At 65.9% G+C, this 14,880-nt stretch carries 10 protein-coding genes; 6 read left to right on the top strand and 4 right to left on the bottom strand.

Features of this window, described 5'->3' with window-relative positions; translation table 11 throughout:
- Positions 1–232 precede the first annotated feature (232 nt).
- The 6 genes from WGH93_RS03550 to mobA all read left to right on the top strand — a co-directional run bounded on the left by WGH93_RS03550 (position 233) and on the right by mobA (position 8,404).
- Complete coding sequence (locus tag WGH93_RS03550) at positions 233–1,585, top strand: glycine cleavage T C-terminal barrel domain-containing protein (RefSeq protein ID WP_374763474.1); 1,353 nt, start codon at positions 233–235, stop codon at positions 1,583–1,585.
- A gap of 82 nt (positions 1,586–1,667) precedes the next feature.
- Entirely contained in the window at positions 1,668–2,639 is a 972-nt protein-coding gene (locus WGH93_RS03555; RefSeq protein ID WP_374763475.1) for a methylenetetrahydrofolate reductase, read from the top strand.
- 72 nt (positions 2,640–2,711) lie between these two features.
- Positions 2,712–4,415 carry a formate--tetrahydrofolate ligase gene (locus tag WGH93_RS03560; protein ID WP_374763497.1) on the top strand — a complete coding sequence of 568 codons (1,704 nt, stop codon included), beginning with the start codon at positions 2,712–2,714 and terminating at the stop codon, positions 4,413–4,415.
- Positions 4,416–4,418: 3 nt separating this feature from the next.
- A complete protein-coding gene (locus tag WGH93_RS03565) occupies positions 4,419–5,327 on the top strand; it encodes a hypothetical protein (RefSeq protein WP_374763476.1) in 909 nt (302 codons plus the stop codon).
- Positions 5,324–7,759, top strand: a complete 2,436-nt coding sequence (locus tag WGH93_RS03570) for a GcvT family protein (protein WP_374763477.1) — start codon at positions 5,324–5,326, stop codon at positions 7,757–7,759. Before WGH93_RS03565 ends, WGH93_RS03570 begins: the two co-directional genes overlap by 4 nt.
- Before the next feature lie 63 nt (positions 7,760–7,822).
- Positions 7,823–8,404 carry a molybdenum cofactor guanylyltransferase gene (gene mobA, locus WGH93_RS03575; RefSeq protein ID WP_374763478.1) on the top strand — a complete coding sequence of 194 codons (582 nt, stop codon included), beginning with the start codon at positions 7,823–7,825 and terminating at the stop codon, positions 8,402–8,404.
- 415 nt (positions 8,405–8,819) lie between these two features.
- On the opposite strand, the gene fdhF is transcribed toward mobA, so the two are convergent.
- The 4 genes from fdhF to fdhD are packed head-to-tail and all read right to left on the bottom strand — an operon-like array spanning position 8,820 to position 14,720.
- Entirely contained in the window at positions 8,820–11,669 is a 2,850-nt protein-coding gene (gene fdhF / locus WGH93_RS03580; RefSeq protein WP_374763479.1) for a formate dehydrogenase subunit alpha, read from the bottom strand.
- Positions 11,666–13,264: an NADH-ubiquinone oxidoreductase-F iron-sulfur binding region domain-containing protein gene (locus tag WGH93_RS03585; protein ID WP_374763480.1), complete on the bottom strand. Its 1,599-nt coding sequence runs from the start codon at positions 13,262–13,264 to the stop codon at positions 11,666–11,668. The genes fdhF and WGH93_RS03585 overlap by 4 nt, the downstream gene beginning before the upstream one ends.
- Positions 13,261–13,827 (bottom strand): NAD(P)H-dependent oxidoreductase subunit E, encoded by a 567-nt coding sequence (locus WGH93_RS03590; protein ID WP_374763481.1) that lies wholly within the window; start codon positions 13,825–13,827, stop codon positions 13,261–13,263. Before WGH93_RS03590 ends, WGH93_RS03585 begins: the two co-directional genes overlap by 4 nt.
- A complete protein-coding gene (gene fdhD, locus WGH93_RS03595) occupies positions 13,824–14,720 on the bottom strand; it encodes a formate dehydrogenase accessory sulfurtransferase FdhD (RefSeq protein ID WP_374763482.1) in 897 nt (298 codons plus the stop codon). The genes WGH93_RS03590 and fdhD overlap by 4 nt, the downstream gene beginning before the upstream one ends.
- Positions 14,721–14,880: the final 160 nt, after the last annotated feature.

The raw sequence follows: 14,880 nt of genomic DNA on the forward strand, positions 1-14,880 counted from the left end.
TGGCTTATCATGTGGTTTGTCAGGTGTAATCACCAAGTTGTGATCCCGTGAATACTTTGTGCGCTGCGGTATAGGTATGGTGCCATGCAGAAAAATGGTGGTAAAATTTCCGTAATCGGATGCTTTTGTCCTGTTTGGTATGAAATTTGTCCGTTGTGGTGAAGTGACGCGGCGATGGCGGGCCTATGCTGGGACACGAAATTTGGTGTCCCTTTGGCAAAGGAAGCCCGTTATGGACGATACATTCACCCCTGAACTCGGCGCGGCGGACCTCGAAACCGCCTATCAGCCCCAAAGCGTGGATCAGAGCGATCGGCGCGTTCCCATCAATCTGCGCCAGAGCGGCCGCACACCGGTGGAAATGCTGATTTCCACGCGGGTCCGCAAGTCGCCATACTGGCACCTGTCGCACCGGGAAGGGTGCTGGCGGGCCACCGTTTACAACCGCATCTATCACCCGCGCGGCTATGTGCGCCCCGAAGACGGTGGTGCCATGGTGGAATATGACGCCCTGATCAATCATGTGACCATGTGGAATGTGGCGGTGGAGCGCCAGATTCAGGTGAAGGGCCCGGATGCGGAAGCCTTTGTCAATTACGTGATCACGCGGGATGCCACCCGGATCAAGCCCATGCACGGCAAATATGTGATCCTGTGCAATGAAGAGGGCGGCATTCTGAACGATCCGGTCCTGCTGCGCATCAGCGAGGATGAATTCTGGTTCTCCATTTCCGACAGCGATCTGGAAATGTGGCTGCGCGGAGTCAATCTGGGCAAGGGTTATGATGTAACCATCGCCGAGATCGACGTGGCGCCGGTGCAGATTCAGGGGCCCAAGTCCGAAGCCCTGATGACGGACCTGTTCGGCGAGGCCGTCAGCGACATCCCCTATTACGGCCTGATGGCCGGGCAAGTGGCGGGCCGGGACGTGATCATTTCCCAGACCGGCTTCACCGGCGAAAAGGGGTACGAGATCTATCTCTATGACGCCACAATCCATGCGGAGGCCATGTGGAACACCGTGCTGGATGCGGGCCGGAAGCACAATCTGACGGTCATCGCCCCGGCGCACCATCGGCGCATCGCGGCGGGCATCCTGTCCTGGGGGCAGGACATCGATCAGGAAACGCTGCCTTTCCAATGCAATCTGGCCTATCAGGTGCCGCGCAAGAAGACCGCCGACTATATCGGCAAGGCCCGCCTGGAAGAGGTGCGCGCCCAGATCGAGGCGGGCAACCCGCCCTTCAAAACCAAGATGGTGGGGATCACCTTTGGCGGGCTGCCGGTGGATGATTACGCGCCGGATTTCTGGCTGATCTCCCGCGAGGAAGACAGCGAGCCCATCGGCTATGTGACCTCGCCCTGGTACTCGCCGGAGCTTCAGATCAACATTGCTCTGGCCTATGTGCCCATAAACGATACGGCAGTGGGCACCAAGCTGCATGTTCACCTGCCGGAGGAATACCGCGTGGGCCACCCCGGCCCCAGCGTGGCCGCCGAGGTGGTGGACGTGCCGTTCCGGCCCTCGGTGAACCCGAATGCGCGGGAAGTGGCGAAATATAAAGGCCGCGACTACGCCTATTGAGGTGCCGGGGCGGATGGGCGTGATGCCCTTTCGCCCCGTTACCCTGGCGCCCCGCCGATGCCCCCGCCGAAGGAGACATGCCATGGCCCCGAAGGATACCGCACCCCCCGCGCCTGAGACGGCGCCCCGTTTGCCCGACACGGCGCAAGACCTGCCGCCGCTCAGGGCATTGTTGCAGGATGTGACGGTGGAGGCGACCCCGGCCCAGATCGACGGGGAAGCGGACATGGCGGCGCTTTTGCCATCCGGCAGCAGCGTTTATATCCCCTTCCTGCCCGGTGGCAGCGTGGAGCCGGTGATCCGGGCGTCGGCACAGGTGCGGGCCAGGGGGTTGGTGCCCGTTCCGCATGTTCCCGCGCGCACCATGCCGTCCCGCGCGGCGCTGGATGATTTTCTGGCCCGTCTCAGGGAAGCGGGGGCGGATCGGATGCTGCTTATCGCCGGGGACACATCGACCCCGCGCGGGCCCTTTGCCAGCACGCTGGACCTGCTGGAAACCGGGCTGCCGGTGCGCCACGGCTTCCGCATGATGGGCGTGGCCGGTCACCCTGAAGGCCACCCCGTGGCGGATGACGATACCCTGTTCCGCGCGCTGCTGGAAAAGCGGGCCTATGCGCGGGAAACAGGGACCGAAATGTGGATCGTGACCCAGTTCATCTTCACGTCCGAGCCACTGTTTCACTGGTTGGACCGGCTGGCCGTTTCAGGGCTGGACCTGCCGGTGCGTGTGGGCGTACCGGGGCCGACCCGGCTGAAGACCCTGATCCGCATGGCCATGGCCTGCGGTGTGGGCCAGTCCGCGCGTATGCTGGCCAAACGTCCCGACATGGTGGGCCGTCTGTTTTCCCGCTGGACGCCGGATGACCTGGTGGGCGCGCTGGCCGGATACCGGGCGCGCTGGCCGGAACACAATCTGGCGGGGATGCATGTGTTCCCCTTTGGCGGCCTGCGGGTGGCGGCCACCTGGCTGGACCGTTTGCGATCGGGCGAGGAATCCGTGCCCGTGACAGTGCCGGAAACCGGTGGAAGCACCGTCCTTGCCGGGGCGGAGTGAGATTGCCTTCTTGTCAGGAGAGAGACCGTGACGACCATTCAGGACATTGCCGCCGCCCAACCGCCCGACAGCCTGTCGGCGCCTGACAGCCTGCCGGAGCCGGGCGCCCCGGATATCGAGATCGCCCGCGCCGCCACCATGCGGCCCATTCTGCCCCTGGCGGAGGAGCGCATGGGCATTCCGGCGGATGCCCTGATCCCCTTCGGCCATTACAAGGCGAAACTGTCGCTGGATTATATAGACAGCCTCAAGGATCGCCCACGGGGAAAGCTGATTCTGGTGACCGCCATCACCCCCACCCCGGCGGGAGAGGGCAAGACCACCACCAGCGTGGGGCTCAATGACGGTCTCAATGCCATCGGGATGCAATCCAGCGTCTGCCTTCGGGAACCGTCCCTCGGCCCCTGTTTCGGCATGAAGGGCGGGGCCGCCGGCGGTGGCCGGGCGCAGGCGGTGCCGATGGAGGACATCAATCTTCACTTCAACGGGGACTTCCACGCTATCACCTCGGCGCATAACCTGTTGTCGGCCATGATCGACAACCATCTGCACTGGGGCAACAAGCAGGATATCGACACCCGCCGCGTGGTCTGGCGCCGCGTGGTGGACATGAACGACCGGGCGCTCAGAAACATCACCATCGGGCTGGGCGGCCCGGCGCACGGTGTGCCGCGCGAAGACGGGTTCGACATCACCGTGGCCTCGGAGATCATGGCCATTCTGTGCCTGTCGGAAAGCCTGTCCGACCTGCAATTGCGTCTTGGGGACATCATCGTGGCCCGGCGCCGGGACAAAACCCCCGTCACCGCCCGCGACATCGGCGCCGACGGCGCCATGGCCGTTCTGCTGAAGGATGCGCTGGCGCCCAATCTGGTGCAGAGCCTGGAACACAATCCCGCCTTCATCCATGGCGGCCCGTTTGCCAATATCGCCCATGGTTGCAATTCGGTCATGGCCACCAAGGCGGCGCTGGCGCTTAACGACGTGGTGGTGACGGAAGCGGGCTTCGGCGCTGATCTGGGGGCGGAGAAGTTTCTGGACATCAAGTGCCGCAAATCCGGCCTCAGCCCGGACGGCGTGGTGCTGGTGGCCACGATCCGCGCCCTGAAAATGCATGGCGGCGTGGGGCGCGACGATCTGGGGCAGGACGACCCGGATGCCGTCCGCCGCGGTGCGGTCAATCTGAAGCGCCATGTGGAGAATTTGGGCCAGTTCGGCATCAGGCCGGTGGTGGCGCTCAATCATTTCATTCATGACAGTGACGCCGAAGTGGCGGCGGTGGAAGCGGCCTGTGCCGGGATCGGCGTCAGGGTGGTGGTGGCGAAGCACTGGGCCGAAGGCAGCCGGGGCACGACGGCGCTGGCTGAGGCGGTGCGTGACCAGATCCGGGACGCGCCCGTATCCCTGAAGCTGTCCTACCCGGACGAGATGACGCTGGAAGACAAGGTGCGCACCGTGGCCCAAAAGCTGTATCGCGCCGACGATATCGCGGTGTCGGACGCGGCGGCCCGTCAGCTTCGGGAATTCGAGAAACTGGGCTATGGCCACTTCCCGGTCTGCATCGCCAAGACCCAGTACAGCTTTTCCGCCGATCCGACCGCCAAGGGCGCGCCGGATGGCTTCACCCTGCCTGTGCGCGAAGCGCGCCTGTCCGCCGGGGCCGGGTTCGTGGTGGTGGTTTGCGGCGACCTGATGACCATGCCGGGCCTGCCGCGCTATCCGGCGGCCCTGACCATCGGCCTGGACGAGGGGAACCGGATTGTCGGACTGTCCTGACCCATGACGGGCCTGTCTTTGCAGTCGGGAGCAGCGCTGACAACGCCGACCGCCCTGGCCGATGCCGTTTTCGCCGGAAGTCTGGTGCATGTGACAGAGGTGCCCGCCCTGCGGCGGCTGGGTGCGCGGGTGCGGGCGATCCTGTGCGATTGCTTCAACAGCGACAACCCTGAAGCGGCGGAGGCCCATATGGCCCCGTCAGTCTTCCGCAAAGCCAGCACCGCGGCCCGCAAGCGCGTGGCGGAAGACAGCGCGGTTCAGGGGGCGTGGCTGGATGTGCTGGCGGCCTTCGGCCATGATCGTGAAACAACACTGAGCGACCGTCTGCGGCTCAGGGTGGTGCCGAGCCGCCTTGCGGCGCGCGGGCGGCGCACATTGCCCCTGCCGCCCCACCGGGACAGTTGGGGTGCGGGGCTGGACGCGCAGGTCAACTGGTGGCTGCCGCTTTATCCGCTGCGGGAAGGCAATACCATGGTGCTTTGGCCGGGCCTGTTCGATACGGCCCTGCCGAACGATACGGCACACTGGTCGTTCGAGGCGCTCCGCGCCGACACCACGGGCGATTATCCCCTGCTGCCCAGCCTGACCGGCCCGCCGCCCGGCGGTGGCCGCCCGGTTCTGATCCCGCCCGATACGCTGCTGGCCTTTTCCGCCGCGCATCTGCACGCCAGCCATGTGGTGCCGGACGGGTGCAGCCGCTTCAGCCTGGATTGCCGCACGCTCCGGCTGCCTGATCATGAAGCCGGGCGCGGCGCCCCTAATGTGGACCGGGCACCGATGACACCACGCCTGGAATGGTTCACCCCGCTTGAGACCCTTCGCGCCCATGTTCGGGGCGAAGGCCGGCCAACCCGCGCACCGGGGGCGTCCGCCGCCGGGGCCGCGCACGACAGTATGGGAGAGACGACATGACGGAGACGGCACGGGTCGTTGTCATTGGTGGCGGTGTTGTGGGGGTCTCCACCCTGTATCATCTGACGCAGAAGGGCTGGTCGGACGTGACTCTGATCGAGCGCAAGGAGCTGACATCCGGGTCCACCTGGCACGCGGCGGGCCTGTTGCCCCTGTTCAATATGAGCTATTCCGTGGGCCAGATTCACAAATATTCGGTCAATCTCTATCGCCGTCTGGGGGAGGAAAGCGGCGAGGATATCGGCTTCCGCCCGGTCAGCAATATCCGGCTTGCCACCACGCGGGACCGGATGGACGAATATCACCAATATGCGGGCGTGGCGGAGACCATCGGCGTGCATGTGGACTTTCTCACCCCCGACGAGGTGCGGGATATCTGGCCGCTCTGTGTGACGGACGGCCTGGTCGGCGCCATTCGCCACCCGGACGACGGCTATGTGCAGCCCGCCGACCTGACCCAATGTCTGGCGCGCAAGGCCCGCGCCGGGGGTGCCACCATAAGGCGTTATACCACCGTCACCGGCATAGAACGCCAGTCGAACGGGGAATGGTTGGTGCGCACGGACAAGGGGGATATCCGCTGTGAGCATGTGGTTTCCGCCACCGGTAATTTCGCCCGGCAGACCGGCGCCATGGTGGGGTTGAATGTGCCCGTCATGCCGGTGGAGCACCAGTTCATCGTGACCGAGCCACACCCGTTGATCAAGGAACGCCATGCCAAAGGGTTGCCGGAGCTGGGTGTTCTGCGGGAGTCCGATGGCTCCTGGTACATGCGGGAGGAGGCGGGTGGTCTGCTGCTCGGCCCCTATGAAAAGGGTGCGCCCGCCTGCTACCGGAACGGCCCGCACCCGGACAGCGAATATGAGCTGTTTCAGGAGGATATCGACCGGCTGATGCCGCATATCGAGTCCGCCATCGCGCGGGTGCCGATCTTCAGCGAAGCGGGCGTCAAGGAAGTGTATAACGGCGCCATCGCCTATACGCCGGACGGTAACCCGGTGGTCGGCCCGGCGCCGGGCGTGCGTAATTTCTGGCTGAACGAGGGGCACAGTTTCGGCATCACCGCCGCTGGCGGGGCGGGCTGGCAACTGGCCGAATGGATCGTGGAGGGCGAGCCCGGCATCGACATGCTGGGCGTGGACCCCCGCCGTTACGGCGATTATGTGACCCATGGCTATCTGGTGGAAAAGAACGAGGAAGCCTATGCCAATGTGTTCACCATCCACTACCCGGACGAGGAGCGCCCCGCCGCGCGACCTCACCGCACGGCGCCCTGCTATGACAGGATGAAGGCGCGGGGCGCGGTTTTCGGCCAGAAATTCGGCTGGGAACGGCCCAACTGGTTCGCGCCGCAAGGGTGGCAGCAGGAAGATCACTGGTCCTTCCGCCGCTCCCGCTGGTTCGAGCCGGTGGGCGAAGAGGTGCGCAATGTGACAAGCAATGTGGGCCTGCTGGACATGACCGCCTTCGCCAAGGCGCGTGTGTCGGGGCCGGGGGCGCAGGATTTTCTGGACCGGCTGGTGGCCAACCGGCTGCCGAAGGCCGTGGGGCGCATCACCCTGGCGCACGCCCTGTCGCCCGGTGGCGGCGTCCACAGCGAGTTCACCATCATGCGGGAAGCGGCGGACAGTTTCTATCTGGTTTCCGCCGGGGCCTATCAATGCCTAGATCATGACTGGCTGCGGCGCCATATGCCCGATGACGGCAGCGTGCGCCTGGACAATCTGACCAACACTCTGGGCGTGCTGGTGCTGGCCGGGCCGAAGGCGCGGGATGTGCTGCAATCCCTGTCGCCGGATGATTTTTCCAACGATGCTTTCAAATGGCTGACCGGGCGGGATGTGACCATCGCCATGGCGCCGGTGCGGGCCATGCGGGTGAATTTCGTCGGCGAACTGGGGTGGGAACTGCACCATCCCATCGAATATCAGAACCAGCTTTTCGATGCGCTCATGGAGGCTGGCGAGCCGCACGGCATCAAACCCTTCGGCATCCGGGCCATGGAATCCATGCGGATCGAAAAGTCCTATCGTATGCCGGGGGCGGAGCTGTCCATCGAATATGCGGCGCTGGAATCCGGGCTCGATCGCTTCGTGCACCTGAACAAGGGGGATTTCAACGGGCGGGATGCGCTGACCCGCTGGCAGGCATCCGGTTTCGATAACCGGTTGGTGACGCTGGAAGTGACCGATGTGACGGATGTCGACCCCGTGGGCAACAATCCGCTGTACCGGGATGGCGCGCTGATTGGCCGGGTGACCAGCGCGGCCTATGGCTTTCGCACACAGAAAAGCCTGGCGCTTGCCATGGTCCGCCCCGATCTGGCCGAGGCGGGGGAGCGGTTCGAGATTGATATTCTGGGCCAGCGCCACAGCGCGGTGGTGGTGCCGGAAAGCCCGTTCGACCCGGACAACACCGCTCTGCGGTCCTGAACATGCCGGCCTCTGGCCAGTATCGGCCCGCAAGGTCATAATGCGGTCATGGAAAACTGCGGCATGGCCCTTCTGGGAGTTATATTGGCGGGCGGGCGCGGCGAGCGTCTTGGCCGGGGGGACAAGGCGGCGGTGGCCCTTGGTGGCCGCACCCTGCTGGACCGTGCCGTTTCGCGCTTGATGCCGCAGGTGGACGATGTGGTGATCAGTGGCCGGGACGATGGCGGGTTCGACCTGCCCGTGCTGGGCGATGCACCGGGCGGGGTGCGGGGGCCGCTTGCCGGTATCCGGGCCGCGCGCCGTCATGCCGGGGCGAAATATGACGGCTTGTTGACCGTGCCGGTGGATGCCCCCTTTTTTCCCCATGATCTGGCGGCCCGGCTGACGGCGCCCGGCGGCCCCGCCATCGCCGTGGCCGGGGGGCGGGCGCATCCGGTCCTGGGCTATTGGCCCCTTGCCGCACTGGACCGCGCCCGCGCGCTGTTCGAGACGGACGGTGGCCGCCCCGTGCAGGATTTGATATCAGCCACCGCCGCCGCAGAGGTGCCGTTCGAAGATGCCGATGCCTTTTTCAATATAAACCGCCCGGCGGACCTGACCCGCGCTGAACACATGCTGGCCGCACGCACTGGCACGGAGCGATAAACAAAACAGCTTCCCGCCCGCACCGGCGTTGCCTCTACCGCCATCCCGCCAAACGCGGGATGAGCGGAGGCCACGACCGTGGCCCGCCGCCTATGCGGCGCCCTCGCGGAGCGCGCGCGATAGCGCGCTTGCGTGAGCGGAGACAAACCCGCACCGGCGTTGCCTCTACCGCCATCCCGCCAAACGCGGGATGAGCGGAGGCCACGACCGTGGCCCGCCGCCCCTGCGGCGCCCTCGCGGAGCGCGCGCGATAGCGCGCTTGCGTGAGCGGTAACAAACCCGCACCGACGTTGCTTCTACCGCCATCCCGCCAAACGCGGGATGAGCGGAGGCCACGACCGTGGCCCGCCGCCTATGCGGCGCCCTCGCGGAGCGCGCGCGATAGCGCGCTTGCGTGAGCGGTAACAAACCCCGCCTATTCGGCGGGCTCCGTGGTGATCACCCGGCTTTCCCGGCCAAAGGCGCGGTCTTCTTCCTGCCAGTCGGACAGGGCGTTGGTCAGCCGCACATCCACCGCCGTGACCTTGTATTCCGGGCAGTTGGTGGCCCAGTCGCTCAGTTCGGTGGTCACCACATTGGTGCCGCTTTCCGGGTTGTGGAAGGTGGTATAGACCACGCCCGGCGCCACCCGATCCGAGATTTCGGCGGCCAGGGTCACATCCCCCTTGCGGCTGGCGACGCGCACCCGGTCACCGGTGCGGATGCCCCGTTGCTCGGCATCGTGGGGATGGATTTCCAGCACATCCTCGTCGTGCCAGCGGGCGTTTTCCGTACGCCGGGTCTGGGCGCCCACATTGTACTGGCTGAGAATGCGTCCGGTGGTCAGGATCAGCGGGAAGCGCCGGTTCACTTTTTCCGGCGTGGCCACATAATCGGTGACGACGAAATGCCCTTCGCCGCGCACGAAGCGGTCCACATGCATGATGGGCGTGCCCTGGGGCGCGGCCTCGTTGCAGGGCCACTGAATGCTGCCCTCCCGGTCCAGCCGCTCGAAACTGATGCCGGCAAAGCTCGGTGTCAGGCGGGCCACTTCGTCCATGATATCGGCGGCACTGTCATAGTGCATGTCATAGCCCATGCGGCTGGCCAGTTCCGCGGCCACCTGCCACTCATGCTTGCCGCATTGCGGGTCCATGACGGGCCGCACGCGCGAGGTGCGCCGCTCCGCATTGATGAAGGTGCCGTCCTTTTCAAGAAAGCTGGTGCCGGGCAGGAAGATATGGGCGTAGCGCGCGGTTTCGTTCAGGAAAAGATCCTGTACGATCAGGCAGTCCAGCGCCTTGAGGGCCGCCTGAATGTGGCGGGTGTTGGGGTCCGACTGGGCGATGTCTTCCCCTTGAATGAACATGCCCCGGTAGCGGCCATCAATGGCGGCGTCCATCATGTTGGGGATGCGGTGGCCGGGTTCGCCGTCCAGGGTTACGCCCCAGTCCGCCTCGAAGGCATGGCGCACGACATCGTCCGACACCGGACGGTATCCGGCGAATTCATGCGGGAAGGAGCCCATGTCACAGGACCCCTGTACATTGTTCTGGCCCCGCAACGGGTTCACGCCCGCGCCGTTGATGCCCAGATTGCCGGTGGCCATGGCCAGATTGGCCAGCGCCATGACGGCGGTGGACCCTTGTGAATGTTCGGTCACGCCGAGGCCGTAATAAATGGCCGATCGCGGCCCCTCGGCATACAGCCGGGCAGCCGCGCGAATGTCCTCGGCGGGCGCGCCGATCTCCCCGGCCACGGCTTCGGGGGCGAAGCGCGGATCAGCGACGAAATCCCGCCATTCGGCGAAGCTGTCCGCCTCGCAGCGGTCGGCCACATAGGGCGTGTCCACCAGCCCTTCGGTCACCACCACATGGGCCAGGGCGTTCAGCATCAGCACATTGGTGCCGGGCTTCAGCGGCAGATGGTGGTCCGCCCGGATATGGGGCTGTTTCACCAGGCCGATGCGCCGGGGATCAATCACGATCAGCCGCGCTCCCTGTCGCAGGCGGCGCTTCATCTGGCTGGCAAAGACGGGGTGGGCCTCGGTGGGGTTGGCGCCGATAACCAGAATCACGTCCGCCGCCATTACGCTGTCGAAATCCTGGGTTCCGGCGGACGTGCCCAGCGTCTGCTTCAGGCCGTACCCGGTGGGGGAGTGGCAGACCCGCGCGCAGGTATCCACATTATTGTTGCCAAAGGCGGCGCGGATCATTTTCTGGACGGCGAACACCTCCTCATTGGTGCAGCGGGAAGAGGTGATGCCGCCAATGGCCTTGCGACCATGCGTTTCGCGGATGGCGGTCAGCCTGCGGGCGGCTTCATCCAGCGCGTGATCCCAACCGGTTTCCCGCCAGGGGTCCGTGATGCTGTCCCGGATCATGGGTTTGGTGATGCGATCCGGGTGCATGGCATAGCCCCAGGCGAAGCGCCCCTTGACGCAGCTATGGCCGTGATTGGCCTTGCCGTGCTTGCTGGGCACCATGCGGATCAGTTGGTCCCCCTTCATTTCGGCCTTGAAGCCGCAACCCACCCCGCAATAGGCGCAGGTGGTCTCCACGGCGCGATCCGGCAGCCCGGCATCAAGCACGGATTTTTCCGTCAGCGCGTCCGTGGGGCAGGCTTGCACACAGGCGCCGCAAGACACGCACTCGGACTCGAAAAAGCTTTCCCCGGCGCTGGCCGCCACATGGCTGCCAAAGCCACGGCCTGCGATGGTCAGCGCCAGTGTGCCCTGAATTTCGTCACAGGCGCGCACGCAGCGGGAACAGACGATGCAGGAACCGGGATCGAAACTGAAATAGGGGTTGCTGTGGTCCCGTTCCGGCCTTGGGCTGGCCGTGTCCGGGCGGAAGCGCGCGGCGTCCGCGCCAAGGTCCGCGGCGATCTGCTCCAGTTCGCAGCCGCCGGTGTGCGCCGCCGGGTCATGGTCGGACAGGTACAGTTCCGCAATGCCCTTGCGCATTGCCTGAAGGCGCGCCGAGCGGGTGGTGACGGTCATGCCCTCCGCCACCGGCGTGGTGCAGGACGCGGGCGTGCCCGCCTTGCCTTCGATTTCCACCAGGCACATGCGGCAGGAGCCGAAGGGCTCAAGGCTTTCCGTGGCACACAGCCTGGGAATGTCCACCCCCGCTTTCGCCGCCGCCCGCATCAGGGTGGTGCCCGCCGGTGCGGTGACGCTGTGTCCGTCAATGGTCAGGGATACGGGGTCGCCCTCGCCGTTTTTCGGCGGCGGGGTGCCCATATCGGGTTCCAGATAGTGCGGTTTGGCGAATTGCGTGGTCATGGCGTGGGTCTCCCGCTATCGGGGTGGGGTCCGGCAAAGGCATCCGGGAAGCCGTCCAGTATGCTTGTGACAGGGGTGGGGGTCAGGCCGCCCATGGCGCAGAGCGAACCATCACGCATCAGCGTGCACAGGTCTTTCAGGTCTGCGCGCCCGTCTTCGGTGGCGCCGTCGGCGATCATGCGGTCAATGGCTTCCAGGCCGCGCACGGCGCCGATGCGGCAGGGGGTGCATTTGCCGCAGGATTCGAGGGCGCAGAATTCCATGGCGAAGCGGGCCTGCGCGGCAAGGTCCACCCTGTCGTCGAACACCACGATGCCGCCATGGCCCATCATGCCGCCAATATCGGCCAGTTCCTCATAGCCCAGCGGGGTATCCAGTTTGTGCGGCGGCACATAAGCGCCCAGCGGCCCGCCCACCTGCACGGCGCCGATGGGCCGCCCGCTCAGCGTGCCGCCGCCCACATCCTCGATCAGGGTTTTCAGGCTCATGCCGAAGGGGGCCTCCACCAGCCCGCCGCGACGGATATTGCCGGCAAGCTGAAAGGCCGTGGTGCCACGGGACCGGTTGATGCCGCGCGCCTGATAGGCGGCGCCGCCTTCGGCCAGAATGTCGGGCACAGCGGCCAGCGACAGCACATTATTGACCACGGTGGGCGCGCCGAACAGCCCTTCGATGGCGGGCAGGGGCGGCTTGACCCGCACTTGCCCGCGCTTGCCCTCAAGGCTGTCCAGCATGGCGGTTTCCTCGCCGCAGATATAGGCGCCCGCCCCCATTCTGAGCGTGATATCGAACGGGCGGCCAAGGCCCAGCGCGTCCGGCCCCAGCAGGCCCGCCTTCCGCGCCCGGTCCAGCGCGTCGCGGAATACATCGCGGGCCAGCGGATATTCCGAACGCAGATAGACATAGCCCGCCCCGGCGCCCACGGCATGGGCGGCGATGGCCATGCCCTCAATCAGCAGAAAGGGGTCCGCCTCGAAGATCATGCGATCCGCAAAGGTGCCGGAATCGCCTTCGTCCGCATTGCAGACGATGAATTTGCGCGCTCCCTCGGCCTCGCGCACGGTGCGCCATTTGATGCCGGTGGGAAAGGCGGCGCCGCCCCGCCCGCGCAGGCCCGATGTGACCAGTTCTTCCACCACGTCGCCGCCGTCCATGGCAAGGGCGGCCTTCAGGCCCTTCAGCCCGCCATGGGCTTCATAGTCGGCCAGCGAAAGGGGGTCCGTGACCCCGGCGCGGCGAAAGGTCAGGCGGTCCTGCACCCTGAAATAGGGAATATCGGCCACCGGGCCCAAAAAGCGGTCGTGGTCATGGGCAAGGCCCAGCATGTGATCAAGGGCGGAGTCCGCATCCATGGCCGTCAGCGGGCCATAGGCCAGCCGCTCTTCAGGCTGCCCGTTCGGCCCGTCCGTCTCCACCAGCGGTTCCAGCCAGTGGGCGCCGCGCCCGCCCGTGCGGATCAGATCCAGCCGGATGCCGCGCGATCGTGCCGCCGCCATGAGGGCGCGGGCCGTTTCCTCCGCGCCGACGGACAGGGCGGCGGTTTCCCTTGGCACATAGACCCTGACAGGCGCTTCCTGTGTCGTGTTCCGCGTCATGAGCGCCCTCCGTTTTTCAGCCGGGTTATCAGGCCGTCGATCCGCTCCGGGGTCAGGCGGCCATGCACATCCTCATTGATCATCAGGTTCGGCCCCAGCGCGCAATTGCCCAGGCAATAGACCGGCTCCATGGTGATGCCTGAGCGTCCGTCCGTTTCGTGATCCCGCAGGCCGTGCCGGGTTTTGAGATGGGTCTCCACCGCTGCCGCCCCCGCCGCCTGACAGGCTTCCGCCCGGCACTGTTTGAGAACATAGGGGCCGGGCGGTGCATCCCGAAGGTCGTGATAGAAGCTCTTGACGCCGTACACTTCCGCCCGCGACAGGTTGAAGGCTTCCGCCAGCATGGGCAGCGCCTCGGCCGGGACGCAGCCGAAGCGCGCCTGAAGCCGGATCATGGTCTCCAGCAGGGCGCCTTCTTCCGCCGCGCCGGTTTCGATGATCCGGGCTGCCTGTGCCGCGTCAAAGGCAGGCCAGGGCGCCGATGGCGGGCTGTCCCCGCGATGGGTGGGGGCCGTGTTGGCGGGAGCCAAATGGGCATGGGTGTTTTCGGGGCTGTCGGTCATGATGCGCTGCTTTCACAAGGGTGGTCTTCGGGCGCGGGGAACAGGCCGTGCGGGTCATGGAAGCACAGCATGGAATCCTGCCGGGCCAGGGCCAGAAGGGTCAGGCCCGCCTGTTCGGCCAGCCGAACCGCCAGCGCCGTGGGGGCGGAAATGGTGACCAGTGCCGGCACCCCCGCACAGACGGTTTTCTGCACCAGTTCATAGGAACAGCGGCTGGTCATGATCACGGCGCCGCTTTCCGGTGGTGGCCCGGTGCGGGCCAGCCAGCCGGTCAGTTTGTCCAGTGCGTTATGGCGGCCCACATCCTCCCGGATGGCCTTGATCCGGCCTGTGGAGTCTGCGAAGGCGGCGGCGTGAACGGCGCCCGTGTCCCGGTTCAGGGGTTGATGGTCGCGCAGGGCCAGAAGGGCGGTGTGCAGGGCGTGGTGGTCGATTCGGGGCGCGTGCCGCAACGGGGCGAGGGGGCGGATCGCGTCTTCCAGGTCTTCCACCCCGCACAGGCCGCAGCCGGTCTGCCCCACAATATTGCGCCGGGCGTCGATCAAGCGTTCCATAAGGGGCGGAGGGATGGTGATGTCCACCAGCAGGCCCGCATCCACGGTGCGCACGGACAGGCGCTTGATGTCCGCCGCCGAGTGGATCAGCCCTTCCGACAGGGAAAAGCCGGTGGCGAAATCCTCAAGGTCCGCCGGGGTCGCCATCATGACCACATGAGAGACGCCATTATAGACTAGGGCGGTGGGCGTTTCTTCCGCCAGGGGCCGGGGCGACGGGTCGCGGCGCGTGGACCCGTCCGCCATAAGCCGCGTTGCGGGCCTGGCCACCATAAGGCGGCGTGCCGCGCGGCTGTCGGCCTGCGGCGGGGGCCGTGCGTCTTTCCTGTCTGCCGTCACCGCGCACCCTCCCGTGCCGGAGGCCGGGCACCGTTTCCGATACCCTTTGATGGTGATCATTTTAGCGCTTTTGGGCCGGTCACGAAATTCAAAAACGACATGCGGCTAAAGGATTATGACACTTTCCCCTTCATGTTCCCTTTCATGCACGGGCGCGGGG

The organism is Yunchengibacter salinarum (genome assembly GCF_037658235.1).
In the GTDB taxonomy this organism is placed as follows: domain Bacteria; phylum Pseudomonadota; class Alphaproteobacteria; order Sphingomonadales; family Kordiimonadaceae; genus Yunchengibacter; species Yunchengibacter salinarum.

Excerpts from the sequence above, each read along its gene's own strand:
- WGH93_RS03550 (WP_374763474.1), top strand. The coding sequence starts at position 233 with ATGGACGATACATTCACCCCTGAACTCGGCGCGGCGGACCTCGAAACC.
- WGH93_RS03555 (WP_374763475.1), top strand. The coding sequence starts at position 1,668 with ATGGCCCCGAAGGATACCGCACCCCCCGCGCCTGAGACGGCGCCCCGT.
- WGH93_RS03565 (WP_374763476.1), top strand. The coding sequence starts at position 4,419 with ATGACGGGCCTGTCTTTGCAGTCGGGAGCAGCGCTGACAACGCCGACC.
- WGH93_RS03570 (WP_374763477.1), top strand. The coding sequence starts at position 5,324 with ATGACGGAGACGGCACGGGTCGTTGTCATTGGTGGCGGTGTTGTGGGG.
- mobA (WP_374763478.1), top strand. The coding sequence starts at position 7,823 with ATGGCCCTTCTGGGAGTTATATTGGCGGGCGGGCGCGGCGAGCGTCTT.
- fdhF (WP_374763479.1), bottom strand. The coding sequence starts at position 11,669 with ATGACCACGCAATTCGCCAAACCGCACTATCTGGAACCCGATATGGGC.
- WGH93_RS03585 (WP_374763480.1), bottom strand. The coding sequence starts at position 13,264 with ATGACGCGGAACACGACACAGGAAGCGCCTGTCAGGGTCTATGTGCCA.
- WGH93_RS03590 (WP_374763481.1), bottom strand. The coding sequence starts at position 13,827 with ATGACCGACAGCCCCGAAAACACCCATGCCCATTTGGCTCCCGCCAAC.